Annotated in this window: 20 protein-coding genes and 5 pseudogenes; 18 read left to right on the top strand and 7 right to left on the bottom strand. The window is 70.8% G+C overall.

Features of this window, described 5'->3' with window-relative positions:
• Positions 1–437, top strand: a pseudogene (locus tag ACIRQY_RS34915) (transposase); the annotation flags it as partial.
• Here ACIRQY_RS34915 and ACIRQY_RS34910 read toward each other — a convergent pair.
• Entirely contained in the window at positions 434–1,030 is a 597-nt protein-coding gene (locus tag ACIRQY_RS34910) for a TetR/AcrR family transcriptional regulator (protein ID WP_403932660.1), read from the bottom strand. The pseudogene ACIRQY_RS34915 and the gene ACIRQY_RS34910 overlap by 4 nt on opposite strands.
• Positions 1,031–1,787: 757 nt before the next feature.
• Here ACIRQY_RS34910 and ACIRQY_RS34905 point away from each other — a divergent pair.
• The 3 genes from ACIRQY_RS34905 to ACIRQY_RS34895 all read left to right on the top strand — a co-directional run bounded on the left by ACIRQY_RS34905 (position 1,788) and on the right by ACIRQY_RS34895 (position 6,311).
• Entirely contained in the window at positions 1,788–3,560 is a 1,773-nt protein-coding gene (locus tag ACIRQY_RS34905) for an Hsp70 family protein (protein ID WP_403932657.1), read from the top strand.
• A 161-nt stretch (positions 3,561–3,721) separates the two neighbouring features.
• Entirely contained in the window at positions 3,722–4,186 is a 465-nt protein-coding gene (locus tag ACIRQY_RS34900) for a hypothetical protein (RefSeq protein ID WP_403932654.1), read from the top strand.
• Between the two features lie 457 nt (positions 4,187–4,643).
• Entirely contained in the window at positions 4,644–6,311 is a 1,668-nt protein-coding gene (locus ACIRQY_RS34895; protein WP_403932651.1) for an FAD-dependent oxidoreductase, read from the top strand.
• 10 nt (positions 6,312–6,321) lie between these two features.
• Here the strand turns inward: ACIRQY_RS34895 and ACIRQY_RS34890 are convergent, their stop codons facing one another.
• Positions 6,322–7,446, bottom strand: a complete 1,125-nt coding sequence (locus ACIRQY_RS34890; RefSeq protein ID WP_403932648.1) for a polyprenyl synthetase family protein — start codon at positions 7,444–7,446, stop codon at positions 6,322–6,324.
• Between the two features lie 479 nt (positions 7,447–7,925).
• Between ACIRQY_RS34890 and ACIRQY_RS34885 the strand changes: the two genes are divergently transcribed.
• The 4 genes and pseudogenes from ACIRQY_RS34885 to asnB all read left to right on the top strand — a co-directional run bounded on the left by ACIRQY_RS34885 (position 7,926) and on the right by asnB (position 11,242).
• Positions 7,926–8,183, top strand: a complete 258-nt coding sequence (locus ACIRQY_RS34885) for a hypothetical protein (RefSeq protein ID WP_403932645.1) — start codon at positions 7,926–7,928, stop codon at positions 8,181–8,183.
• 329 nt (positions 8,184–8,512) lie between these two features.
• Positions 8,513–8,821, top strand: a complete 309-nt coding sequence (locus ACIRQY_RS34880; RefSeq protein ID WP_403932669.1) for a hypothetical protein — start codon at positions 8,513–8,515, stop codon at positions 8,819–8,821.
• A 505-nt stretch (positions 8,822–9,326) separates the two neighbouring features.
• Positions 9,327–9,560: pseudogene (locus ACIRQY_RS34875) on the top strand (relaxase domain-containing protein); the annotation flags it as partial.
• Between the two features lie 182 nt (positions 9,561–9,742).
• A complete protein-coding gene (gene asnB, locus ACIRQY_RS34870) occupies positions 9,743–11,242 on the top strand; it encodes an asparagine synthase (glutamine-hydrolyzing) (protein WP_403932641.1) in 1,500 nt (499 codons plus the stop codon).
• Here asnB and ACIRQY_RS34865 read toward each other — a convergent pair.
• A complete protein-coding gene (locus ACIRQY_RS34865; protein ID WP_403932666.1) occupies positions 11,213–12,244 on the bottom strand; it encodes a saccharopine dehydrogenase in 1,032 nt (343 codons plus the stop codon). The genes asnB and ACIRQY_RS34865 overlap by 30 nt on opposite strands.
• Before the next feature lie 98 nt (positions 12,245–12,342).
• On the opposite strand from ACIRQY_RS34865, the pseudogene ACIRQY_RS34860 reads away from it, so the two are divergent.
• The 3 genes and pseudogenes from ACIRQY_RS34860 (at position 12,343) to mobF (ending at position 15,207) form a co-directional block, all read left to right on the top strand.
• Positions 12,343–12,613, top strand: a pseudogene (locus tag ACIRQY_RS34860) (hypothetical protein).
• 203 nt (positions 12,614–12,816) lie between these two features.
• A complete protein-coding gene (locus tag ACIRQY_RS34855; RefSeq protein WP_403932638.1) occupies positions 12,817–13,113 on the top strand; it encodes a hypothetical protein in 297 nt (98 codons plus the stop codon).
• A 205-nt stretch (positions 13,114–13,318) separates the two neighbouring features.
• A pseudogene (gene mobF / locus ACIRQY_RS34850) lies at positions 13,319–15,207 on the top strand (MobF family relaxase).
• A gap of 343 nt (positions 15,208–15,550) precedes the next feature.
• Here the strand turns inward: mobF and ACIRQY_RS34845 are convergent.
• From ACIRQY_RS34845 to ACIRQY_RS34835, 3 genes are all read right to left on the bottom strand, one after another.
• Positions 15,551–16,384 (bottom strand): transposase family protein, encoded by an 834-nt coding sequence (locus ACIRQY_RS34845; protein ID WP_403932635.1) that lies wholly within the window; start codon positions 16,382–16,384, stop codon positions 15,551–15,553.
• A gap of 72 nt (positions 16,385–16,456) precedes the next feature.
• Complete coding sequence (locus tag ACIRQY_RS34840; RefSeq protein ID WP_351790556.1) at positions 16,457–16,912, bottom strand: hypothetical protein; 456 nt, start codon at positions 16,910–16,912, stop codon at positions 16,457–16,459.
• 51 nt (positions 16,913–16,963) lie between these two features.
• A complete protein-coding gene (locus tag ACIRQY_RS34835) occupies positions 16,964–17,722 on the bottom strand; it encodes a hypothetical protein (RefSeq protein ID WP_403932632.1) in 759 nt (252 codons plus the stop codon).
• Positions 17,723–18,500: 778 nt separating this feature from the next.
• Between ACIRQY_RS34835 and ACIRQY_RS34830 the strand changes: the two are divergent.
• Both ACIRQY_RS34830 and ACIRQY_RS34825 read left to right on the top strand, forming a co-directional pair.
• A pseudogene (locus ACIRQY_RS34830) lies at positions 18,501–18,794 on the top strand (transposase); the annotation flags it as partial.
• Between the two features lies 1 nt (position 18,795).
• Positions 18,796–19,308, top strand: coding sequence for a hypothetical protein (locus ACIRQY_RS34825; protein ID WP_403932663.1), 513 nt, complete (start codon positions 18,796–18,798; stop codon positions 19,306–19,308).
• A gap of 134 nt (positions 19,309–19,442) precedes the next feature.
• Here the strand turns inward: ACIRQY_RS34825 and ACIRQY_RS34820 are convergent, their stop codons facing one another.
• The gene (locus tag ACIRQY_RS34820; RefSeq protein WP_403932629.1) at positions 19,443–19,697 is read right to left on the bottom strand and encodes a hypothetical protein; all 255 of its coding nucleotides are present in this window, start codon (positions 19,695–19,697) and stop codon (positions 19,443–19,445) included.
• Positions 19,698–20,664: 967 nt separating this feature from the next.
• Between ACIRQY_RS34820 and ACIRQY_RS34815 the strand changes: the two genes are divergently transcribed.
• The 5 genes from ACIRQY_RS34815 (at position 20,665) to ACIRQY_RS34795 (ending at position 25,674) form a co-directional block, all read left to right on the top strand.
• Entirely contained in the window at positions 20,665–21,981 is a 1,317-nt protein-coding gene (locus tag ACIRQY_RS34815) for a replication-relaxation family protein (protein WP_403932626.1), read from the top strand.
• A gap of 254 nt (positions 21,982–22,235) precedes the next feature.
• Entirely contained in the window at positions 22,236–22,739 is a 504-nt protein-coding gene (locus ACIRQY_RS34810) for a DUF402 domain-containing protein (protein ID WP_403932623.1), read from the top strand.
• A 257-nt stretch (positions 22,740–22,996) separates the two neighbouring features.
• Entirely contained in the window at positions 22,997–23,338 is a 342-nt protein-coding gene (locus ACIRQY_RS34805; protein WP_351790542.1) for a hypothetical protein, read from the top strand.
• The gene (locus ACIRQY_RS34800; RefSeq protein ID WP_403932618.1) at positions 23,335–24,828 is read left to right on the top strand and encodes a caspase domain-containing protein; all 1,494 of its coding nucleotides are present in this window, start codon (positions 23,335–23,337) and stop codon (positions 24,826–24,828) included. The genes ACIRQY_RS34805 and ACIRQY_RS34800 overlap by 4 nt, the downstream gene beginning before the upstream one ends.
• 333 nt (positions 24,829–25,161) lie before the next feature.
• Positions 25,162–25,674, top strand: coding sequence for a GNAT family N-acetyltransferase (locus ACIRQY_RS34795; RefSeq protein WP_403932615.1), 513 nt, complete (start codon positions 25,162–25,164; stop codon positions 25,672–25,674).
• Positions 25,675–25,921: the final 247 nt, after the last annotated feature.

Genomic DNA, 25,921 nt, shown 5'->3' with positions numbered 1-25,921 from the left:
CGTGCTCACCCCCGGCAACGTCGACGACGCCACCGCGTTCGGTCAGGTCCTCGACGCGATCCGCATCCCACGCGCGGCCACAGGCCGCCCTCGCACGACACCGGGGCGCGTGCTGGGCGACAAGGCCTACTCCAGCAGGGCCATCCGCCACCTGCTGCGGCGCCGGGGCATCGCCGCCACGATCCCCGAACGCCGCGACCAGGCGGCCAACCGCCGGCGCCGAGGACGCCTCGGCGGCCGACCGCCGGTCTTCGACAAGGAGATCTACCGCGACCGCAACGTGGTCGAACGATGCTTCGCCCGCCTCAAGCAGTTCCGCGCGATCGCCACCAGGTTCGACAAGCTCGCCAACCGCTACCGTGCCGGAGTCGTCCTGGCCTCCCTGATGCTCTGGCTCCGCGAACCGGCCAGGTGATCATTTATCAGACAGGCCTTAGTCCGGCTGCAGGGACCGCCAGATCCGGTCGGGCAGGATCCGCGCGGCCTGCGTGAGATCCATGTCGTAGGTGCTGGACAGCCAGCGGTGTGCGGCCTCGGTCACTGGTCCCATGACCAGCACCTCGATCAGGGGCGCGGGCAGGGGTGCGATCTCTCCCGCTTCGATCCTCGGCTGCAGCCAGTCAGCGATCACTGCCATTTTGGCGGCCTTCGCCGTGCGAATCCGGTCCGAATGCGCCGGGAGGTAGCCGGAGTAGGCCGATCCATGGATGAACAGAGCCGCGTCCGGCTGCTCCTCGGTGAAGCGCAGGTAGGCCGTCACGAGGGCGCGTACACCGGTACGGGCCGTCCGGGCACGGCTGAGGGCGGCGATCATCTCGTCGAACAGCTGCTCCATGCAGCGGGTGTACAGGGCGGCTGCGAGACCGTCGAAGCTGTCGAAGTGGTGGTAGAGGCTGCCGAGGCTGACGCCGCTGGCTTTGGTGATCGCGTTGATCGTGAAACCCGACTGGCCTGATGAGGCGTACACCTCCAGCGCGGCGGTCAGGAGACGGTCGACGGTGGCCTCACCGCGCTGCTGCTTAGGAGACATGGCGCGGTCCCGCCTGCGCCGTGGCCCGCGGGACGTGCTCTCGTCCCTTGGGCGCGGAGACCGGTCCGGGCCCAGCTGCCAATGTCCTGCCCCGCCAGGAGCGAACACTGCCGTCGCCCCCGGCGACGTCTGTCCTGATGCTGTGAGCCATGGCGGACAGCCTAGTGCGGTCAGAAAATAGCGGTGGTTTGTTAGTCCGGGGAGTAGAGGTCAAGCGGGTGGCCTGCGCCAACGGCGTTGATCAGTGCTTGGAGTTCGGGCGGCGGTGGCTCGTTCGTCCAGGCCCGCCAGCAGCGGTGGAGGCTGCTCCAGAGGGGCGCGCCAGGCCCGGACGGCGCGGATCGCCCTGGGCCGGCTGGCCGGGTGGGGCTGGTGAGGTTTGCCCGGGCCCCCTCTCGGGCCGGCCCGGTTCCTCGGGCGGCGCGGGTGGTGCTGTTCCGGGCGTAATCGCGGCTGGCGGGCCGAACCAGGTGTCCCGGCACAAATGGAGAACTACCACTGGAGTACTAGAATAATTTTTTAGAAACGAGCTGCGCAACAGGTCACGAGCAGTGCATACTCGGCGAATCATGCGGGCACCTTCCCGCCAGGTGCCGGAAGCCTCATGAGTACGTGTAGCGAGTCCTGTGCCCGGCTCATGGGCCGGGGACGAGCTGCTGGTGGTGACCGGGTGGTAGCAGCAGGATCCTGAGCTTCTGCCCGCTCTGTCCTGCTCGAGGCGGACGGCGGCTGTGCTTCTGTGAGATGGGGGACGACGGTGGCACGTGCGGTGGGTATCGACCTTGGAACGACCAACTCGGCTGTCTGCGCCCTCGGCGGGGACGGCAGGCCCATCATCGTCATTAACGCCGAGGGCTCGCGTAGTACCCCGTCTGTGGTCGCCTTCGCAGCGGATGGTGAGGTGCTCGTCGGCGAGGCGGCCAAGCGCCAGGCCGTCACCAACGCCGTTCGCACCTTCGCCTCGGTCAAGCGACAGGTGGGCTCCGACTGGACGATACGGATCGACGAGAGGCACTACACCGCACCGCAGATCAGCGCCTTCGTGCTGCGGAAACTCAAGCAGGACGCAGAAGCGTACCTGGGCGAGGAGGTGACCGACGCGGTGATCACCGTCCCGGGGCACTTCAGCGAGGCTCAGCGGCAGGAGACCCGGGAAGCGGGCGAGCTCGCCGGCCTGAACGTGCTGCGCGTCATCAACGAGTACTCCGCCGCGGGCCTGTGCTACGTCCTCGACAGGCGCACGCGCCCGGAGACGCTGCTCGTGGCCGGTCTCGGCGGGGGCGCATTCGACGTGTCCTTACTGGAGATCCATGAATTCCGGGACGGAACCTTCGTCATCGAGGTCAATGGCACCAGCGGCGACGTCTCCTTGGGCGGCGACGACTGGGACCGGGCCGTGGCCAACGAGCTTGCCGCTCGGTTCCAGCACCTGCACGGCGTGGACCCATCTCGGGACGAGACGGCGGTACGGCGGCTGCTCGAGGCGGCCGAGGAGGCGAAGGCCCACCTTTCCTCGTCCTTGGAGACAACTGTCAGCCTGCCCTACCTCATCTCCACTGCCGACGGCCCGCTGCACCTGGAGGAGCGCCTGACCCGGGCCCAGTTCCTGCAGCTGACCAGCGACCTGCTCGAACGCTGCGCAACGCCGATCCGTCGCGTGCTCAAAGAGACGGGCATTCCCTCGCGCGACATCGACCGGGTCGTCCTGGTCGGCGGCTCGACCCGGATGCCGGCCTTCGCGGATCTGGTGCGGGAGCTGACCGGCAACAAGCAGCCCAGCAGGGGCACACATGAGGACGAGGCCGCCGCTGTCGGTGCCGCGCTACAGGCCGGCGTACTCACGGGGATACGCCGGGACATCCTGCTGCTCGACGTGACCCCGCTGTCCCTCGGCATCGAGACCGCAGGGGGTGTCATGACGAAGGTGATCGTGAGAGATACGACGATCCCGATCAAGAGGTCCAAGGTCTTCACCACCGCCGAGGACCTGTCCGCCGACGACGGCAGGTCCATCGTTCTCGGGGTCTACCGGGGCGAACACGACATCGCGGCTCACAACGAGCTCCTTGGCACGGTCGAGTTGACCGGTCTTGCGCCGACACCGAAGGGCCTCGCGCGGATCGAGGTCACTTTCGGCATCGAGGCCAACGCGATCGTGACCGCCTCCGTCAAGGATCTGTCCACCCAGACGGTGTACTCGATGGTCAAAACGGACGTCTCCGCACTGCCGGGAAGCAGCCCGGCCCTGGTCGCGGTGGATACGGTCCACACCCACCGCCGTCCCGCCCCGCAGCCGGTCGCGCAGTCCAGCCCCCGGCGGACACCCAGACGACGGATCGAACTACCCTCCCTATCCACCGGGCGCATTCATGTGGGCATCGGCTTCTTCGCCGCCTGCGCGCTAGCGATCTTCCTGGACAGAGCCCTCGGCCTCGGCCCTGACCGCGTCCTGGCCCACATCTTATTCTTCCTCGTCTGGCTGGCCGGGCCCGTCGTACCCGTCGTCATCATGAACCGGCGCAAGAGGTAGCCCCGGGGGCAAGCCCAAGGGGAGCCTGGGCAAGCCGCCTCCGCCGTGCCGGGCGTGACCGCCCCGCCCGGCGGGACGGGCCGTGAAGTCGCGCCGCCGCCGTACGGGAAGGAACAGGCCGGACCCGGCTGTTCGCCGGTGCCCGGCCCTAGACAGGGATCATGAGACGCAGCAGAGAAGAGACCGCGCCGGATCTGGCGGGCGACCTGTGGCACGCCCTGGCCCAGCTCCACCACTCCCACCCCGAACCCGTGGGCCGTGTCGGACCGCTTGCCCGCCCGGCCGGGATGCGGTCCTTCACCGCGGCCGCCGACACCATCCTCGCCGCGCGGGTACAGCTGACCGGCGCGGAAACGATGCACGAGGTGAACGAGACGCTCCGCGCGATGACCGGCGACCTTCCCCACGCCCACTTCACCGGCCCCGGCGTCGCCCTGGAGCTCACCCTCAGCAGACGCCAGGAACTCCCGCTCCACGCTGCGCAGACCGCGGGACTCACCCGGCTCCCCCGACACGCCGCCGGCACCATCGGCGCCCGCAGCACGCCCGGAGGCGGCCGGTGCTTCCACTGCGACGGGACCGGGTGCGCCCGCCCCCTGTGGGAGCCCGCGGGAAGGCAAGCCTGAGCGAGTCGTGGAGGGCCACGGGAGCGGTCTGGATCCCGTCGTCCCCATCGGTCGGAGGCGGTCGGCGGTGATCTCCTGGAAGTCTCCGGGGGTGTGCTGGCGGTCGAAGAGCGCCTGCTCGGGGCCGTGGAAGCGGATGATGGCGAACCAGCCGGCGCTGGGGAAGGTCTTGACCCGGTTCGCGGCGCCCTCCGGGTGTCCGGGACCGGTGTGGTGGGTGAGGACGCCGACGCCGGACCGCCACTCGGCGCAGCGGAGCCGGTGCGATGTGGTGATCTTGTCTGCGGGCGGGCCGGTACCTTCCGTACCGCGACAGGGTGAGGGGCGGGGGCAGGGCATGCGTACGAGAACCGGACCGGTGGCCGGGCCGGACACCGGCACGAGGACGGGGTCCGGGCCGGAACAGAGGCCGGTGGCAGGGCCAAAAGCAGGATCGGGAGGGCGGGCCGGGCGGCGGGTGGTGGTGATCGGGGGCGGGCCGGCCGGGCTGACCTCGGCGATGGAGCTGGCCGAGCGAGGCTTCGAGGTGACGGTGGTCGAGGCCCGGGCCCTGGGCGGCAAAGCGCGCAGCATTCCGGTTCCCGGCACCGGCAGTGGCGGACGTCGTGACCTGCCCGGGGAGCACGGCTTCCGGTTCTTTCCCGGTTTCTACCGGAACGTCACCGAGACAATGGCCCGCATCCCGGCCCCCGGTGGCTGCGTCGCCGACCGCCTGGTGCCGACCACACAGATGCTCTACGCGCGGGACGGAGGACGTGACGGAGTGGTCGTGGACATATCCGGTGGCCCCGGGCAACGGAACTTGGAGGCCACCCTGCGGGCCATGGGCCATCTCATGGCGCGTACTCCCGGCCTCTCGTCCGAGGAGAGCGCCCACTTCGCGAACCGGCTGCTCGTCTGCGCCACGAGCGGACCGGCCCGCCGCGACGGTGAGTTCGAGAACACGTCGTGGTGGGACTTCACGGCCGGAGCGAGCGCTTCCGAGGAGTACCGGCGGCTCTGTGTGATCGGCCCGACCCGCACTTTGGTCGCGGCGAAGGCTGAGGTGGCGAGCGTGGCGTCGATCGGCCGTACCCAGGTGGAGTTCTGGGCCGGCCTGCTTGGCGGGACCCGCCACGCCGAAGCGGACCGGGTGCTGGACGCACCGACCACGGAGGCGTGGATCGGCCCGTGGGCGGCCCATCTTGTCGCGCTCGGCGTCCGGTTCCTCGTGGGGCACCGCGTCACGCGCCTGCGGACCGCGAACGGCGCGGTGCGGGCCGCCGCGGTACGCACCCCGTCGGGCGCGGTGCGCGAGATCGAGGCGGACTGGTTCGTCTGCGCGGTCCCGGCCGAGGCCGCGGTGCGCACCCTCGGCCCCGAGGTGTGCGAACTGGACGAGGACCTGGCCGGCATCGACCGTCTGGAGACGGACTGGATGACGGGTGTGCAGTTCTTCCTGCGCGAACGCACCCCTCTCGTGCACGGACACGTCATCCACATCGACTCGCCGTGGGCACTGACCTCCATCGCGCAGGCGCAGTTCTGGTCCGGCATCGACATGCCGGAACGGTACGGCGACGGTACGGTCCGCGACTGCCTGTCGGTGGACGTGTCGGCGTGGGACGTGCCCGGACCGCTCACCGGGAAGACGGCCCGCGCCTGCACCCGCGAGGAGGCGGTCCGCGAGGTGTGGCACCAGCTGGAGGGCTCGCTGCGGCACGACGGACGGGGTCTGTTGTCGCGGGATCTGGTGCATTCGTGTTTCACGGATCCGGCGATCCGCTGGCCCACGGAGCCCGGCGGCCTCGCGCACAACACCGAGCCGCTGCTGATCAGTACGGCGGGATCGCGGCGCTGGCGCCCCAAGTCGGCGGGCAAGGTGCCGAACCTCTTCCAGGCGGGCGACCACGTCGACGTGGACCTCAACCTGGCCACGATGGAGGCCGCCGACCAGAGCGCCAGGGCCGCCGTAAACGCGCTCCTCGCGACGGCCGGTTCGACCGCAGCGCCCTGCGCCGTACTCGGCTGGGAGCAGCCGGCCGAGCTGGCCCGCTTGCAGCGCCTGGACGACGAGCTGTACGCGGCCGGCCTCCCGAACGCGTTCGACCGACCGGCCCCGTGGCAGCGGCCCGGCCGGGAGTGATCAGGAGGGATCAGTAGGGGCGTTCCGTGACAAAGGCGGTGAGGGCCCTCAGGTCCTTCCCTGCCTCCTCGTGTGGCGGGCAGGCGCGGGCCAGCGCGGTGAGCGCGGCCCGCGCATGACTGCGGGCCGCCGCCCGCGAGACCGTGCGGGCACCGCTCCTGTCGAGCAACCGCCCGGCCTCGGCCCTCTCCGGAGGTGTCCACGGCCGTTGGAGCGCGTACAACCCGAGCAACTGCCGAGGGATGCCTTCGTCGGACCGGTCCGGGTCCGGAGTGAGGGCCACGGCGACCGGGTGGGACTTCTTGCGGGCCGACAGATCGGCGCCTGCCGGTTTGCCGGTGACGGCGGGGTCGCCCCAGATGCCGAGGACGTCGTCGATGATCTGGAAGGCAATGCCGAGGTGTTCGCCGAAGGCGGTGAGGTCCGCGGCGGCGGCCGGTGTCGCGCCCAGTGTGCAGGCGCATGCGAACAGCGAGCCGGTCTTGTCGGCGTGCACGCGCAGGGTGGCGGCGACTCCGGGGCTCGGTTCGCGTTCCATGGCGAGGTCGAGGGCCTGGCCCTGGGCGAGACGTACGAGCGCGGCGCCGAGCACGGCGGTGGCACGCGCGGGTGCCCGCAGCGTTTCGGGGTCCCGAGGGGGCGGGACGCGGCGGGGGCCGGTGGCCGCGGCGGTGACGGCAGGTTCGGGGAGGGTGTCGAAGAGCAGGCCGACCGCATACGGAGTCAGCGCGCGGACGGCGTCCTCGACGGCATCGGGCCCGAACACGCGCCAGGCCGCCGGACGGCCCCGGCGCAGTTCGTCGCCGTCCATCACGTCGTCATGGAGCAGTGAGAGCGTGTGCAGCATCTCTACGGCGGCGGCCCCGGCCGGCACCAGGGGATCGGTATCGGGGCGGCCGGTGGCGCGGGCACAGGCGAACACGAGCGCCGCCCGCAGTGCCTTGCCCCTGCCCGCACCGCCGCCTCCGGCGGGCTGCCCCCGGGCATCCCACACCCCCCACTGGTAGGCCAGCACCCTGGCGGCGGCCGGGTCCACCCGCTCCAGGAGAGGGACGATCACCGCGTCCGTGCGGCACCGCGCCGCGGCGAGCAGCCGCAGGACGTGCGCGGACGGAGTGGAAGGCGAGGTGTTCACGTGTCCTCCGGACGCTCGGCCGGTGCGCGCGGGGCCGGGGCCCAACGGTCAAGGGAGCCGCAGAACGCGGACCCTGTGCGCCGGAGCTCAACCCCGGTAGGCAGTTGGGCCGGGGCGTTCGACGGAGGTGGTTCGGGGTCACGTCGGGAGATGCTGTGGAGAACCGGCCCTGCCGATGGTTGGTCGTAGCCGGTCTGGATCATACCGATCCAGGGCCCGGTTGGTTTTCGCGGCGCCGTACGAGCCGGTCTCCGGTCCAGGGCCGGAGCTGGTGGCCCCCGCAGGGATGCACTGCACGCTCCTCCACGATGTCGGCGCGTCCCGCGACGACATCGACCTCGAGCAGCTCCTCCTCGACGTCCGGGACACCGTGGGGCGGTGGACCCGTTCACGCTGGTCTTCGACCGGCCCGCGATCGGGCCGGTCGCTGTCGAGGGCAGCGGTTGGCCGGACGGCCGTTCACTACGCTCGTCGACCTGGTGACGGAGTCGACGGCCCGTACGGGCGCCGTCTACCGCCCCGGCCGGAGCGGGTACCCGCACATGTCGCTCGGGTACATCACGGACGCCGCCGCCGGACTCGACCCGGTGGCCCTGCGTACCGCGCTCGCCCAGATCGAACGGCCGCTGACCGGGACGGTCCTGGTCAACCGGATCCACCTGGTCGAGCAGTGGCACGACAACCGCCGCATCCACTGGAACCCGCTCGCCGAGATCCCGCTGGGGGCCGCTGCGTGAACTGGCCCGGCACCCGCCCGATCCACGGTGACTCCGTCCACCTCTCCATCGACACCACCACGGTCCTCGTGTTCACCGGGGTCGTCATCTGCCAGGGTGTGCGCGAGCACGGCCGCGGCTACGTCGAGCTGCCTCTCCCTGACGCCGACCCCGAGCAGTGCCGCGCGTTGCAGCGGTGCACGAGCTACCAGTGGGATCTCCACCGTGACGGCTCTGTCCTCTACTCCTCGCCCGTCCTGGAGTTGGCGTCCGTCCGCAGGACCGGTGACGGGTCCCTCGTGGTGAAGGGCGCCCCGGGCCCCGGCCCCGACGACGAGCCCGGCACGAGCATCATCGGCCGGACATCGCGGCGGGTGTACGGGAGCGACCACGACGACCCCGACCCCGGCCCCCGGCCGGGCCACACCTACGCCGAACTCACCGGCGGTCCGCTCGACGGACTCCTCCTCGACATCACCGGCCGGGACCCAGGCACCGCCCTCGAGGTCCTGCTACTGCGGCGCGTGCCTCGAACCGGCCTATGTCTCCTGCCTGCCTCTCACGGACGGCCCCCGGCACGCCCGGCCGCGGCCGACCCAGCCCACATGGCTGTCCGTGCCCTACCGGATCCTGGGCGACCCCACCGGTCCGGAGCCTGAGCACGACGACCAGGACCACGCTCTCGCCGAGGTACGCCCCTTCCGGCGCCCGCCCCGCCGACGCGTCCGGTGACCTCGACGACCAGCCAGACAGCGGTCGCGGAGCATTTGCATGGCCCGGGTGATGTCCGCCGGGCGGGCACGCTGCCGCCGCGGACGCCCGCCCGGCGGGATCGGCCGTGAAGTCCCGGGGAACCCTCCCGCCCCACACGATCGCTCTTTCCACAGGTCAGAGCTGGTGCCCTGTGTGGGGATGCTGAGTGTCGCGAAGGTCCAGAGGCGTAACGCGTGGTGGTACTACGTGTGAGGGGTCGCGTTCGGGACGGCCGTCGTCCGGTCGGCCAGTCCCTCAAGGCCGTCCAGGAGGAGGCCGGGCTCCCGCCGAGCAGGTGATCGGGGCGCGGCCTGGCCGCGCTCGGGCTCACGGCGGGCGCGGAGGTGTCCGAGCGACAGATGGACCTCGTCTTCGGGCAGCTCCGGCACCCGGACGCCGACCGCATCGAGCGTGACCTTCTGGACGGCGGCGCCGATTCGGCCACCGCACGGCTGGCGACCGTGCTCAGGCAGCCCGACCGAGGGGATCGAGGCCCGCAAGCAGATCCCGCTGCTCGCCCTCGACTTCACCTTCCGCCCCCAGGGGTCCCTGACCGTGCTGTGGGCGCTCGGAGACGACCGCACCCGCAGGGTCATCGAGTGGGCGCCCGAGCGGGCCGTCGCCCAGGCGCTGCGCTGGCTCGAGGACGACGTCGCCGAGACCCGGTGGGCCTCCGGCTGCGGCCGCGCGAGGACATCGGCCCTCGTCACCGAGCGCCGACTCGGGCAGGGGAGCGATGCGCCGTTCGCCGTCCGCCGCCGGGCGCGTCCGCCGGGGGCCGGGGAGAGTGGGAGGGCGAGTCTCGGTCATCCCAGGAAGGGCACCGGATGTGCGCCATCGTCGCTGCGGTCGGAGACCTTGACGTCGGGCTCTGTCGCGCCATGCTGGCCCGGCTCGCGCACCGGGGGCCCGATGGCACCGGGGAGGTGCGGATCGGGGACGTCTGGCTGGGGCACCAGCGATTGTCGATCATGGACGTCGAGGGCGGCCACCAGCCGCTCGCGGGGCCGGGCGGGGCGTCCTTCCTCGTCGTCAACGGCGAGATCTACAACCACCGGCGGCTGCGCGAGGAGCTGGGTGCCGAGCGGTTCTTGACGGGCTCGGACTCCGAGGCAGTGCTGCACGCGCTGCTCCTGGACGGCCCGGTGGGGCTCGCCCGGCTGCGCGGCATGTTCGCTCTGGCGTTCCTCGACGAGACGGGCTCGCTGCTCGTCGCCCGGGACGCTGTCGGAGTGAAGCCGCTCTACTGGGCCCGCAGGGACGGCTGTGTGCTGTTCGCCAGCGAGCTGCGGGCCTTCGACCCCGCCGACCGGCCTTCGGTCGAGAGCTTCCCGCCCGGGCACTGCTGGAGCCCGCGCAGCGGCCTGGTGCGGTTCGCGGACGCCGTCCCGACGGCGGTCCGTCCGGCCCGGCGCGGCCGAGCGGGCGGGGAGCGGGACGAGGCGCTCCTGAAGGCGGTCCGCGAGGCGGTCATCGGCTCGATCGAGGACCAGATGATGAGCGACGTCGGCATCGGGGTGTTCCTCTCCGGCGGCCTGGACTCGGCCATCGTCTCGGCCGTGGCGGCGGAGTACGCACGTCGGCACGGGCACGCCCGGCTCCCGACCTTCGCCGTCGGTGCCGAGGGCAGCTCGGACCTGCTGGCCGCGAGGGTGGTCGCCGGCCACCTCGGCGCCGAGCACCACGAGGTCGTGATGTCACCGCAGGACGCCGTGGCGGCGCTGCCCCGGGCGATCCGGACCATCGAGCACTTCGACCTGCACCTGGTGCGCAGTGCGGTGCCCAACCTCCTGCTGGCCGAGTACGCCTCCCGCCACGTGTCCGTCGTGCTGACGGGCGAGGGCGCGGACGAGCTGTTCGCCGGATACCCGGACTGCCACCGGGAGCCGTACCGGGACCCGGCCGCGCTGCAGGCCAGGCTGGTGGAGACGGTGGAGGGTCTGCACTGGGAGAACCTGCAGCGCTGCGACCGCACGACGATGGCCTTCGGCCTGGAGGCCCGGGTGCCGTTCCTCGACCAGGGAGTGGTCGAGCTGATGCTGTCGATTCCCCCCGAGTACAAGACGACCCGCCCGGGCATGGCGGAGAAACAGCTGCTGCGGGACGCCTTCACGGGCTGGCTCCCGGAGGAGATCCTGCGCCGGGGCAAGCTCCAGTTCGGCCACGGCACGGGTGCCAAGGACGTCCTGACGGCCGCTCTGGGGGCGATGGCCTCCGACGACGACGAGGAGGCCGCGTTCTACCGGCTGTGGCGGGCCGAGTTCCCCGGAATCGACAGCCGGCGCGCCGTCGGCCGGTCACCGGTGACCGGCCGCGTCCAGCGCTGAGCGGTACGCCAGCCGGCAGCGGTCCCAGACCGCGGACTCTTCCCCGCCCAGGTCCAGCAGATGGGGCCAGAGCGCGGCCGAGTAGGCACGGCTGGCCTCGGCTGCCAGGAGCGACGGCAGGTTGTCGATCGCGATGAGGTCCAGGGGCCGAGGCCGCGTGCGCAGCCGGTCGACGGGACGGTCCCAGTCGGTGACATGGTCGTAGACGGGCAGGGCGTTGCGATCGGTACCCACGTCGCAGGTCACGTCACAGACCACGGACAGCCGTCGGCCCGGATCGTCCAGGTCGTCCTCGGTGAGGAACGGCGGTACGGGGACGCCGGTGCCGATCGCGTTCACGAGGATGTCGTGCGCCAGCACCGCGGACCGGTCAGGCATCTCGGTGTCGGCACTTGTCCAGCGCGTCGGCTCGATGCCGGCCGTCCGCAGCGCCTCGCACGCGCCCAACCCGCACCGCCCGCCAGCGCCGATGACCAGAGCGCTCACGTCCCCCGGCCGGCGGGGCGGGCAGAGCCTGCGGTCCAGCTCCGCACGGGTAGAGCGGGCGAGCGGAGCGGCCAGCACGCCCCGGTGGTGGAGAACGGCCAGGGCCGCGCCCGCGTAGCCTGCCCAGTGGCCGAACGCGGCGATACGCCGCCCCTCGTCGTCGACCAGGCACTCCAGGTCGAGGAGGGCTCCGCCGCCGTCCGCGAAGCGGCGTAGCAGCGCCCGGGCGCCGGGCTGACCACGATAGGCGTGTCCGAACAGGATGTGGCGGTGGAGCAGTCGTGAAGGGGTCGGCGGCAGCTCCTTGAGCCCCAGCACGTAGTGCTCGACGGGACAGTCCGTCACCCAGCTGCCCGGCGGCGCGGTCGAGCAGCCGGCGGCGACGTACTCCGCGAGGGGGAAGACCCGCTGCGGGCTGTCCTCCACGGTGATCCCCACGCCGTGGCCGACCAGTCGACAGGCGTCCCGGGGAGACAAGGAGGCACGGTGTTCCGTGGGCCGCGTCTCGTGGCGCATCCACAGGCGAAGGGGCTCGGGCACGGGTCGAGTCTGTGCCGCCCGCGGCCGCGGGCGGCGGCCAAAACGCGGCGGGTCCGGGGCATTCACGCGGGCAGGTGACGGCACGTGGCCCTGCTCGGCCACGGCGGGTGTACGGGAGCGGCCACGACGACCCCCGGCGCCCAGCCGGGCCGCACCTACGCCGAGCTCACCGGCGGTCCGCTCGGCGGACTCCTCCTCGACATCACCGGCTGGGACCCCGGTGTCGTCGATGACGGCGCCGCCCTCATCTCCCCGAACGGTCGTTACGGCCCCGGCGGGCGCTCCCCGTACGGACCGCTCCCGGGCGACCCTCTGCGATGGGAGTGGCAGGGCGACATCCCCTGACCGACCAGCCGCGCTGGCCGACGAGGCTCCGGGCCGGCCACGACGAAGCCCCTGGCAGGGGAGACTTGCCAGCTGGAGACAGGGAAGGGGCGCACCCCTCCGGCCTGGCCCCGGGGCTGGGCCCGGTGGACACACGCAGAGTCCCGTCGCGAAGCCGCACTCCCGGGCCGTGACCCGCTGTCCACGCGCGCGTTGGACACGGCATGAGCGTCGAGATCGTGCGGGAGCCCTACGTCGGACGGCATCGCCGGGACCCGGACCAGCGGGTGGCGAGGCCCTGCCACTGCGGCGCGTGCCTCAACCCGGCCTACGCCTCCTGCCTGCCACCCACCGACGGCCCCCGGCACGCCCGGCCCCGGCCGACCCAGCCCACACGGCTGCCCGTGCCCTACCGGATCCTGGGCGACCCCACCGGCCCGGAGCCTGAGCACGACGACCAGGACCACGCTCTCGCCGAGGTACGTCCCTTCCGGCGCCCGCCCGGCCGACGCTTCCGGTGAACGGGACGACCAGCCAGATCGCGGTCGCGCAGCATTTGCCTGGCCCTGCAGAGCTCCGCGGGTAGGACCGGCAGCGCCCGCCGTACGGGCCCGGCCTCAAGGTCGTGGCCCGTCGCGCGGGCCCGGTGGTGAGGGTCTGGTGAACCCTCCCGCCGTGCGGGATCGGCCCTTTCGGGCCGGGCTGTGCCGGGTGTGGCCTGTCGCGATGTTGAGTGCGGCGAAGATCACCAGACGCAACGCGTGGCGCTACTACATACGCGGGGTCGCGTTCGGGGATGGTCGCCGTCCGGTCGGCCGGACGCTGAAGGTCGCCCAGGAGTTGGCGGGGCTGCCGCCGGGGCGGTGGATGGGGCTGGGCCTGGCCGCGCTCGGGCTGCACGCGGGCTCGGTGGTGAGCGAGCGGGAGCTGGAGCTGCTGTACGGAGAGCTCCGGCACCCGGACGCCGACCGGATCGAGCGCGAGCGCTTGGCCGACGGCGCCAGCCCGCAGGAAGCGCGGCGGGCCACGGTCCTGGGGCAGCCGCTCGACGAGATCGAGCGGCGGGCCGCGATCCCGCTGCTCGCCTTCGACTTCACCTTCCGGGCGCAGGCCTCGCTGATCGTGCTGTGGGCGCTGGGGGACGAGACGGTGCGGCGGGCGGTCGAGACGACGCACGACCGGGCGGTCGAGACGACGCTGCGGTGGCTGGAGGAAGAGGTCGCGGAAGTCCGCTGGTCCTCCGGTCGTAAGCGGGCCAAGCCGCCGGGGCTGGTCGCTGCGGCTTCAAGCACTTCGAGAACCGAGACGGGTTCCCCTTGCTCCATACGCACTGCTTGATCCTGAACCGGGCCCAGCGCCCGGACGGTTCCTGGTACGCCCTGGACACCCGGCGTCTGCTGCGCAACGTCGTCGCGGCCGGCACCCTCTACACGCTCACCATGACCACTGAGGTGTGCGAGGAGCTCGGTCTGGCGACGGTGCCCCGCGAGGTGACGCCGGGCCTGCGCCCCGTGATGGAGGTCGCCGGCGTCGACCAGAAGCTCATCGAGTGGTCGGCCACCCGCCGCCAGCGCATCGAGCAGGCCCTGGAGGGCATCACCGCCCAGTACGTTCGGGACCACGGGAGACTGCCCGACGAGCGGGCCCGGCAAGGCCTGGGATGGTGGGCGGCGCAGGACACCCGCCCGGCCGAGAAGACCCCCAAGCGCCTGGAGCAGCTGCACGCGTGGTGGAAGGTCTCGGCGCTCCTGCGCTTCGGCCAGGAGATGGTCGACGGACTCCTGGACCGCTGCCGGGCAGCCGGGGCGGCGATCCGGGCCCGGATCAGCCCGCAGGTCGACACGGTGCTCGCGGCCGTCGACGTCGCCGCCATCGTCTACACCGTGCGCCGGGTCTTCAACCGCCACCACATCCTTGCCGAGGCCCGCCGGCACCTGCTGGAGACCCTGCGCGGCCGCGCCTTCGCCCCCGGCCTGGACACCTACATCGCCGACAAGGCCCTCGCCCGCCACAGCCGCCGCCTCACCCCGGTCAAGGAGAGCCGCCCGGATCCGGCACCGGAGCTGCTCTCCTACACAGCCGACTTCGCCTGGCCGAAGCGGTGGTGGATCGCTGCCGCCGACGGCACGCCACCTCGGGAGTCATCCCGCTACGAGCGCGCCCCGGTCGCCAGCCTCGCCGTGCAGAACACGATCCGCGCCGCCCGCACCGCCGGGCCGGACGGAGCTCCGGCCGCGACCGGCACCGCCGCGCTCAGCAGGCACCACTACCAGCGCGAGCGCGACCCCGCGCCTCCGCACGCCGTCGACCATTCCGGCCGGGAAGCCGCCCTCACCCCGAAACAGCGGGCCGAGGCGACCCAGGCCCACCTGCAGGCCGCGATGCCCGGCGAGTACCTCGAAGGCCGCACGACCGACCCCGCGACATGGCTGCGGACACCGGAGAACCTGGAACGGCTCGCCGCCTTCACCCGCGCCGCCGACGCCCGCCGCCGCGCCCACGAGAACAAGAAGCCCCCGCCCGCCCCCGACATCCCGGTCGACGACCGCCGCCAGGAGCACGAGCAGCGGCACCAGCAGCCCGGCCACGGCCAAGGCCACGGTCCCCGGCCGTGACCCGTCCTGCGGGGCACGCGCCTGCGCCGCCGCTCCTCCTGGTGAAGGGACACGGTGGACCCCCGTCACGCGCCGGCCGACGCGGTGAGTGGGCCCACGGCAGCGAGCCATCCGGGGAGTGGACCCCACCGCGCCATCGGGTGGACGCCACCGCGGTGCGCACCATCGGGTGGGGGGAGTGCGGGAGCTCGCGGTACCCGCTGCCCACCCGATACGGGTGGTGCGGTTGATGGCGCGCACTGAGTTGCCGCCAACTTGAAGTCGCAGGTCAAGGGGCTGGTGTGATCCGTCTTCGGAGTACTCGTGCTGGTCGTGGGCGGAAGCCCACGGAGAAGATCATCCGTCAGCGGTTGACCTCGAGGTTCGTCAGGACGAGCAGGGCGCGCAGGAGTCGGGTGGCGCGGGTGGGGTCGGTGCGGAGTTTGGTGAGGATCCGCCAGTTCTTGAGGTGGGCGAAGCCGTGCTCGACCGGTGCGCGTGCCACGGCGAGGACGCGGTTAGCTTCCTTCTGGCCCGGGGTGAGCTTGTGGGTGCGGCTGGCGGCGTAGCCGGTGACGATCACGGGGTCGAGGATGTCGTTGTCCAGGCCGCGGAAGCCGAGGTCCGCGAGGGCCCCGAGGCTGGCGGCGCCCAGGTGGGTCAGGATGTAGTCGTGGCGGGCGGCGGTGTTGTCGTGGGTGCGCCCGGGCCGGGCGGCGGATATCCAGATCAGGCGGCCCCTCTCGTTGGTCAGGGCGAGGAAGTGCAGGCCATGGCTGCGGTGCTTGCCGGAATAGTTCCGTCGGTCAGCACTCCCGGTGCGACGCTGGGTTCGGATGAGGGTGCCGTCGATCAGGACCACCTCCCCGCCCTGCTTGGCGATCTTCCTCAGGGCGCGGTCCAGGCGCGGCGCCTGGACGGCAAGCAGCCCGATCAGCTCGTCGCGCCAGCGGCGGACGGTGGACTCGGACACGTCATTGCCGCCAGCCATGTCAGCCAGGCGCTGGTCTTGGCGCAGTACGGCCAGGACGATCACGGCGATCTTTCCTGGCGGCAGGATCCGCCACCGGGACCGAATGGCCTTCAGGTGGCGCCTGAGTAGATCTGCGAGGTGGTTGACGGTGCGCGTGGACAGCGACAGGCGGCACTGGTAGACAAACTGGCAGGTGTCCTCGGCAAGCTCTTTGGTATTCGTCACACGATTGCAACGGTGCTCGGGGGCACCCGGGTTACGCCCGTGCGGAGCCGCTCTGAGCGGCCGTGTTGCTGGTCATAGGCGGGTGGTGAACCGGCCGTCGGGCTGCTTCCGCAGCCAGCCGCGATCGACGAGTCTGACCAGCTTGCTGCGTAGCGGTTCCAGCTTGGCCTTCACGGTGACGTCCACTCCCACCACCTCGCCGACCTCGCGGGCCATGACCGGTCCGGCGGCCTGCCGCACGGCGGCGAGGATGCGCTGGTAGTCCGGCGGGAGTGTCGCCTCCTCCGCGCTCGACGTGCGGTGCGGGATCAGCATCACCGCCTGCCCGCCCACCTGCCCGGGCATCGGCGCTGCCGAGGCGCGTTCACCGGCGAGCTGTTCGCTCACCCGTTCAAGGACCCTTTCGGCGACTGCGAGTTCGTCCCGCTCGGTCCGTACCTCCGCCAGCTGCTTGGCCAGCAGTTCTTCGAGTTCGTCCAGTTCCGCGCGCCGCGCGGTGATCCGTTCCAGCAGCTCGGGATCCAGCATGCACCCGATCGTAGGAGGTAGCCGATCTGTAGCGAGCGGGAATCGGATAGTTCAGCTACCTGAGCAGGAGCGAACCGCATCGTCCCAGGCACCGGGACTGCGGTAGTGGTTGTTGTGCCCTGCGGCAAGTACGTGGCGCAGTTCGGCAAGGTATTGGGTGTTCGTGGGAAGATCTAGCTGGTCGAGGAGGGCCAGTGCGGCGGCCGGTTCCAGGTCACCGTAGACATCGTGGAAGCTCGCCCGAAGCCCGAGGAAGAGAGCTGAGTGCAGGGCGGGAAGCCGCGCGGCGGTGCGGTAAGTCGGCTCCTTCACCGTCCAGCGCACCGGGCCCGAACACTCCAGAACCCGACAGGCCCGGCGGAGCAGGGCTTCTGATCGCTCGGCCACTACTCGGTCGATGTCTTTACCGAGTACCTCGGCGAAGGCCGTCGCGGAAGTGGTGTGGCCCTCGAACCAGTCCACCCACAGCGAGTAGGTAACGGCCTCGACGTCCCGGTCCGCCTCCAGCCGCTGGCGGTAGCCGTCCCACAGCACGTCGGCCGGCAGGGGGCCCTGCGCGCTCGCGTCCGCGAATCGGATCTCGCACGTGACCCAGTAATCGTCGAGGAGATCCAGCAGCCCGAAGGCCAAACGCACCTGGTCAGCTGCATTCAGGTCCTCGGCGAACACATCGCCGGCCCAGGAATGTGCCACTTGGCTGGCGGTGAGCAGCACGTCCGGCTTCTCGTCACTCACCCACCCGTCACGTACCTGGCGGACGCCCTGATCAGCCAGCCAACGCCGTGCCACCTCCACGCCCTGCGTATCCATCCAGGCAGTATGACAAGCCTCGCAAGATCCGAATGAAACAGCCGAACGCTACCGACAGAACCGGCATGGAGCCGCGAGCCACCTCTTGGTGGACGATCTTCCCCACAGACTCCCGCCTACGACCAGGGTGAGCACCCCGAGAACCAGTCACACCAGCCCTTTGACCTGCGACTTCAGGTTGGTGGAGGCTCACTCCCGGCCGGTCCATCCGGTGCGGACACGGACCGTGACGAACATCCGATGCCGTCCACCCGATGCCCACCCCTTGTCCAGGCCGCCACCGCGTACACGGGGGCTGTTCCTCGCAGGAGAAGCAACCCTTGACCCGCCACGAGATTTCGGTGTTCCCCCTTGACACGCCCGCCACCGACCAGGCGATGCCGCGTACCGGCCCCGCGAAGAACTCCCCCGGAGGAGACACATCTCCCTCCCGCACCATTACGGTGTGTCAGACCGGCGTGATGCGCAGAGTGGAGTCCACTCCCACCTGGTAGTGCGCTCCATCAGGTGGAAGTGGAGCCCATGCGGAACCAGGGCGGCCAGGGCCAGGTCGATCCCGAGTGGTCGGTGACCGCGTCCCTGACGCGGCTGGCCGAGGACATCGGCCTGAGCTATAGCACGGTAGCCGCCTGGTGATCACGGGCATGCCGATGTCGGTAGGACCGCCCCGACCGGTGCTGCGGCTGCGTTCCAGACTGCGGTCGAGGGCAACGAGCTTCTCCTTGGCCTTGGTGAGGCTGGCTTGGAGTCGCGCCCGTGTCTGGATGCATCCGTTGCTGTGCGTCCCCGCCGCTATCCCACCGACACCACCGACGCCGAGTGGGCCCTGATCGAGCCGCTGCTGTCCGTCCCGGCCTGCGAAACCGAGGTCGGCGGGAGGCCGGAGAAGCACCCGCGGCGGGAGATCGTGGATGCCATTCGCTACGTCGTGGACACCGGATGCAAGTGGCGTTCCCTGTCGGCGGACTTCCCGCCCTTTCTGCGGATCCGATCCGTCAAGTGGGCCGGTAGATCCCGCTGGTCGATATGTGTTGGCCGATCGCGCAGAAGGCCGAGAGACTCAGGCTGTGGACATGGGGATCTCTGGTTTCGAGCCGTCCTTCCTGGTCGGGTTCGAGGCGATTCAGCAGGCGCACGGATCACAGCTGGCGATGCTGGCCGGCAGGCGGCTGACGCGGTTCGCCGTGGTGCGGTTCATCGAGGACGGGGACTGGTTTGCCGACTGCCCGGTGGTGCTGGACTTCGACGGCATCCAGGTAGAGGTCTGCCATTGGAAGCTCGACGAGCTCTCGATCGGCTGGAACACGATCGGCACCGCGGCGGACATCGCCGGATGGGAGTGGTTCGAGCTGACGCCCCAGTGGACTCAGCACGACGAGCGCCTCGAACCGTTCGTCGGCCAGGAACTGCGCGAGGTCGCGCTCCTTGAGTGGCGGCCGCCAGGTCATGACCTGGCGGCTGGGACGGTGGCGGTGGAGTTTGCCTTCGCCGGGGACTGTCTGCGGATCGCCAACGGACTCGACGAGAACCGCATCGAGGTCGGTGAGGCCCAGCCGAACTACGTTCGGCACCAGCTGAGCAGTTGAGGCTGCTGCCTTGTCGGTTTCCGGTTGATCTCAATGACCGGCAGCAAGGTGGCCTGAGCGGGGATGCCGGTCTCTCCCGGCCACCTGACCGCCGTCACGGAACAGTGCCTGCACGAAGATCAACACAGGTGCTTCTACGCGCCCGCCGTGCGATCCGTCCGCCGCAGCAACAGCCTTTGGAGCATGAACATGCCCATCAACAGCATGCCGGGAAGAACGAGATCGCCCAAGCCCGCGTTCTGAGCGACGAGGCAGCTCATGCCCGCTGCGGCTGTTGCCCAGCAGGCCGCCTCGCGCCAGGCGCCTCGCCAGGCAGCCCGGGCCGATGTGAAGACCGCAGCGATGACGAGGGCGCTCAGGAAGACCGATCCGGTCCAGTGGCCAGGCATGATCACATCATTTCACGCCCAGTCCTCAGCTCCAGAACGGCCGGGGATCACAAACAGGTTCCAAGGGCGAGGTCATCACGAAGGTGACCGGCGGCTGGGGACACCTCCGCTGCGCGCGCCGGAGGCTGTCGGTGGCTGAGCGGGAGTTCGACCGGAACAAGGTCCGGATCGAGGCCGGTGAGACGTTCCGCGCGCAGAGCCTTCGGACTGGCGGCTCGGCGCCTTGCCGTCCAGTACCCGCCCCGCTCGCTGACCCGGCGGGCAGGGGCGGTGTGGTGTCCGCCACGGACAAACCCTGCGGTCAAGAGGTGGTCAAGGGGTAAAACGGACACCGGTCGGTGGTGGGAGTCAGACGACGGTCAAGGGGTGAGGGAGCAGGGTGGCGTCTGTCCCGCGCGCGAGACAGACGCGTGCAGTACGGACACCGCCCTGTCCCGGCCCGGCCGGGAGGAACGAGGACCCCCGTGCCTGCACCTGCCCCCACCCCCACCTCCACTCCCACGCCTGCGCCTGGTCCGGGCCCGGCTGCCTCTCGCTGTGGCCGCCGGGCGGAACGGAGCCCCGCCCGCCGTGAACCCGCCGCCCGGCCCGGAGCGTCCGTGCCCGGCCCGCGGCGGTGGGCGGGCCCCGGTGAGCTCCTGCCGCCGCCGCTTGCGTTCCCACTGCCGAAGTCACTTCCGTGCCCGGCACCCATCCGACCGGCATTTCCCCTTGTCAGCGCCGGTTTCCGGGCCGCCTGCGGCTTGTCACAACCCTCTCCTGTCTCTTTTGACCTGAGTGGGTTGCCGGTGAGGAGGGAGACCATCGGGTGCGGGGGCCCGATCCCCTCCACGACCGGAGTCTGGCGCCCGGCCGGTAGCCGACCGGGTGGTGCGCCCCGTGGGACGCGCGTACCGGGAGGGCGGGTCTGATGGCGGGCCAGCGCAAGACCAATCCAGCGGGGTCGTCTAACGGCCTGCGGGGTGATGTGCTGTCCGTGCTCGGCGTGCTCAAGGTCGCCACCGCCGACCAGATACAGCGCCTCGCCGCACCGCACCTGACCTACCGGCACACCACCAAGGCGACCCCGGCGAAGCGGAAGGAAGCCCGCACCGCATCCCACCGGGCCGCGGCGAACGACCTGCGGCGTCACGGCCTGGCCGTCGACGGCGGCCGCACCCGCGGCAACGAGGAGGTCCGCATCCTCACCCCGGCCGGGCTGGCCGCCGCCGCGATCGACCTGGAGCGTGAGATAGAGGAGATGGGCGGCATACCCAGGGGCGCGGGCCGTTCCGGGGCCTCGCATCCGATGACGGTGAACGAGACGGTCATCGCGCTGATCCGCCCGAAGCCCGGCCTCGACCTGGTCGCCGGGGAACCAGAGGAAGCGGTCGCCGTCGCGCGGACCGCCGCCCGTGCCCCGGACGGGATAGGCACCCTCACCTCCTACGCCACCGAGATCGCGCTCCCGGTGAAGGGCACCTGGAAGAACCCCGCGATCGGCAGCGCCCGCGCCGACATCGTCGTCACCGCGCCGGGCGACGGGGTGCCGCTGCTGTTCATCGAGGCCGACAACTGCACCGAGAAAGCCGCGCTCGTCGCCGCGAAGTTCGACAAGTACGCCCGGTTCTTCCAGCGCAAGGAGAAGGACACCGACGACAGTGTGAAGCTGATGTGGCGCACCCGCTGGTCCGCGCCCTCGGGGGAGGGCTACGAGTGGGTGCACCCGCCGGTCCTGCTCGTCTTCCACCACGTCGGCAGACGCTCCGCGAAGAAGCAGATGGAGGCGGTCGCCGCCCTCACCCGCCACCACTGGAAGGGCCACTGGGACAGCGAGGACGGCTGCCACTCCTACGACGGCCGTATCCCGATCGTGGCGACCACCCTGGACCAGCTGCGCGAGCACGGCCCGGCCGGCCCCGTCTTCTGGCGCTTCGGCCGCAAGGAGCTCCAGCCCCTGCTGGACGCCATCGGCAACCCTCGCTTGGACGCCGCCCTCACCCGCCGCCGCCAGGCCGCCCGCGAGGAGCAGCAGCGCCGTGACGAACAGCAAGCCGCGGCGCGGGAGGCGGAGCGGCCGGTGTGTGCCCGCTGCGGGACGAGATTCACCGACGAACGCTGGCAGTTGACCCGGCGGTCCTCCTGGCGGAGCGAGACGGACAACCTGTGCGGGCCGTGCGAGAGCGGGCACTTCGCCCAGCTCGAAGTCGAACGGGTCGCGCGGCGCGCGGCGGAGGAAGCCGCAGCGGGGGCGGCGGCCGAAGCGGAGGCGAAGGAGAACCGCCGCCGGTTCCGCCGCCAGTAGAGGTGGGCAAGCCCAAGGGGGAACCCGGGCAAGCCTGGCCGGGGCCTCCCGGCAGGAGACGCCAAGGAGGACGTGGTGCGCAGATTCGAGACGGTCGTGCGGCGCGATGTCCACTGTACGGGCCGGGTGTGGAGCGAACAGGCGCTGCGGGTCGTCGACGACACCGGCGAGGCGCTGGTGACCGCCTGCGCGCCCGACGCGCAGGCCCGGTGGCCTGCCCTGTACGCGCAGGCCCGCATCGAGAGGACCGGCCGGTGCGTACGGAGGCGTTCGACGCGATGGCGGCGGGGGAGTGGGAGCTCGCAGCCGGGGTGTGGCAGGAGACGGACCTGCTGCTGTGGAAGCCGCCCACCGCCTGGTTCAGCGTCAACGCCTTCTTCGTCCCGGACGGGGCCGGGCGCCGTCTGCGGAACTGGTATGTCAACTTCGAGCACCCCACCTGCCGCACCGAGGACGGCTTCGACACCTTCGACCTCACCGTGGACCTGGTCGTCGCGCCGGACCTCACCGGCTGGGAGTGGAAGGACGAGGACGAGGACGAGTACGCGCACGTGCGGTGCCTCGGCATCGTTTCCGACACCGAGCACCAGGCCGTCGACGCCGCCCGCGGCGAGGTCCTCGGGATGCTCGCCGACCGCTCCGGCGTCTTCGCGCAGGCGGAGCGGTCGGCGTCCTGGCGGTGGGAGCCCTCCTGGCCCACGCCGAGCCTGCCCCTGGCCGCGGCGGCGCCGCGGAGGGTTGCGCCGGAAGGCGGCTGAACAGTTGCCTGTGGGGAGTTACTCCCGGCGGGGGCCCGGAGGTGTGACCGGCAGTGGGAGCCCGGGGAAGGCGTTGAGGGTCGGGTTCGAATGCTGCTGCGGTGCGGTGAGGTCCGCAGGGCAACCCCCAGCGGACCTCACCGCACATGACGTGCCTATCCGCCGCCGCGTCCCCTCGGATCAGCCTGTAACCGCCGCATGCCGAGGGCGCACGGATTAAGCTGGGCCGGGATAGTCGGGGCTGTCAAGGGGGATCAATGCCGCAGGTGCTGACCTTGAGGACGGAGGGCTCCAGCGACGAGCTGGCCTCCTTCGCACAGTGGCTACGTGACGAGCCGGACATATATCGCCATGCGAGGATCGAGTGGGCGGAGGCCACTCCGGCTGACGGGGAAATGGGCGGTGCTTTCGATGTCGTCAACCTGATCATCGAATCCGGCTTCCAACTGGTCAACCTCGGTCTCGCCTATGCCGCCTGGCGCGCGACCCGGCGTTCGGCTGCCCCGCAGATCACCGTGCAGCGCGACGGGGTGAGCATCACGATGACGGAGCACGATCCTGAGGCAGTGGTCAGGCTGGTCCGGGCACTTGAGGAATGAGCACGCTTCCGGACCCGGCCGCGTCTCGCGCCGTGCTGATCGGAACGAGCCGGTACGACAGCCCGTCTCTGGGCGACCTTCCAGCCGTCGCAGCCAATCTCGATGCGCTGGCCGGGCTGCTGCGCGCTCCGAGCGTGTGGGGTTTGCCGGCGGAGAACTGCACCGTGGTCGCGAACCCTGCCACTGTCGCAGAGGTGCTGGAGCCGATCGCGGCCGCTGCGGCCGAGGCCACCGACACACTGTTCGTCTATTACGCTGGCCACGGACTGGTCGCGCGGACGCCACCGGAACTGCATCTGGCGCTGACCGCATCCAAACAGAATGCGTCGTACACGGCCGTACCTTACGGCCTGATCCGCGAAGAACTCGTCGGCGTCCGGGCGCTGCGTCAGGTCGTCGTCCTCGACTGTTGCTACAGCGGCCGTGCTCTGGGGCGCATGACGGGAAACGACTCGGTGACGATGGTGGCCGATGAGGCCGAGACCGAGGGCACGTACCTGATCGCTGCTTCGGCTGAGACCAAGGCCGCGGTATCTGTCCCTGGCGAACTGCATACGGCCTTCACTGCGGAACTCCTGAACGTCCTCTCGCGAGGTGTTCCGGGCAAGGGGCCGTACGTCGACCTCGACACGGTGTACAGGGAAGTCGAGTCGGCCCTGCGAGCCAAACAAAGACCGATGCCCCAGCGGAGGATCCGCAACACCGCGAACCGGGTCGCCTTCCGCAACCGTGCGCACCCCTCGGTGGCCGAACCCACCGACGACGGCCCCGGCGCAGCGAGCGTTGCTGTCCCCCGCCTGCGGTCAAAAGCTGCCTGGGCGGCTGGCCTCTGTGTTCTCCTCGGCGTCGGGGTACTCGGCGCTTTCCAGAGCGGGCTCTTCTCAGGGGGCGGTATAGCGTTGAAAGCCCTCATGCCAGTCGGTCCCGACACGGTCGGCACCGACAGAAGGACACCAACGTCCACACCAACGTCCACGCTCACTCACACGCCCGAGACGACCCCCTCACCCCCGCCGTCAACAACGCCGCCGCCCAGTGCCGCGGCAAGCCGCACACCTGAGGACAAGCCACCTGCTCCAGAGACGGTGCCGTGCAAGGCCAAAGACCTCCAGCTCTTTCTCAGCAGCAAGAAGAACGTGTACAGGACGAACGAGGAACCCGAGCTGAACCTGACCGCGAAGAACCAGGGCAGCACCCCCTGCACCCTGAACTTCCGGCTCACCCCCGTCCTCATCAAGATCACCAGCGCGAGCGACACCCAAGTCGCGGCGAATGATTGCCAGACCACAAGGACGGATCCCTCGTACGAACGACGCATCGAATCCAAGGCAACCGCAACGCTCATGTTCCGATGGAATCCGGACAGCAGGGCGATCGAGCCATGCTCGACCCCGCCCAGCCAACGAGCACCGGCCGGGACCTATCTCGCCGAAGCGGAATTCTCTGGAGCGCCAACAGTGAGAACGACATTCACACTCCTTGATTCCTAAGCCCGCACCTGCGCGGCGCGGGAACCTTCGCGCTCTTGGGCGCATCAGGGCGTAGATCTGCCATGACGTCATGCTTGCAGCTCCGCTGGCCCAAGGTGATGGGGCTTGGCTCAACATCGTCTGAGATCGACGTCGAATAGTCCTCCCTGACGCCGGATTCCTGGGTCGGCCACTTCCGGCAGGTCACCGCGGAGGAGCCCGCTCCGTCTGAAGAGGCAGTGCTCCAGGCTGAGACGTCCAGCCCTGGCCATTCCCCGATTTCGAGAACGCCATCACCGCGTGCCTCGCCCCCGATCCCGCCGATCACCCCACTGCGAAGGAGCTGACCGCCTCATGGTGACCCTGCGGCCCCTGGCCCCCGACGACGCCCCCGCCCTGACCCGCGTCTACAGCGGTGCCTCCATCCGGCACACCACCGGCAAGCCCCTCACCCTGGACCAGGCCCACGAGAAGATCCGCGCAGCCCTCGCCCGAGCCGCCGAAGACCCCCGCGCGCAGTGGAGCTGGGGCATCCTCCACGAGGACGACCTGATCGGCCTGATCGCCCTGCGGCGACGCACCCCGGTCATGGGGACCATCAGCTACATCCTCCGCGAGGACAGCTGGGGCCACGGCTATGCCACCCAGGCCGCTCACCAGGTGGTGGCCGCCGCTTTCACCACCGCCGGCCTTCACCGGCTGGAGGCCATGCACCATCCCGACAACCCGGCCTCCGGCCGCGTGCTGATCAAAGCCGGGTTCACCCGCATCGGCACGGCCGACCGGGACTCCGAGACCGGACCCGTCCCCTACGAGCTGTACGCGCTGGAGACCGACGGCAACGGCCCTCCCCCGATCGACCATTGAGGGGCGCCACCGCAAGTACGGTCATCACGGCACCGACGACGGCACACACCACCGGACCCAGGGGGCGTGGAGAACGGATCGGACAGCATCCCGTGGGGCGGCGAGTGGCGACGCCACCTCCGCTCCGCACGATGATCCGCGCGCAGATCGACGTCGAAGCCAGGAGGTCTGCCGCCGCTGCGGCCGCGACGGCGGCGGTTCGCCTGCTGGTCCGAGCGCTCCGGAATGGTGTGGGGAATGCCGCGTT

It is taken from the genome of Streptomyces sp. NPDC101490, assembly GCF_044767145.1.
In the GTDB taxonomy this organism is placed as follows: domain Bacteria; phylum Actinomycetota; class Actinomycetes; order Streptomycetales; family Streptomycetaceae; genus Streptomyces.
This window is presented reverse-complemented; position numbering and strand designations above follow the sequence as displayed.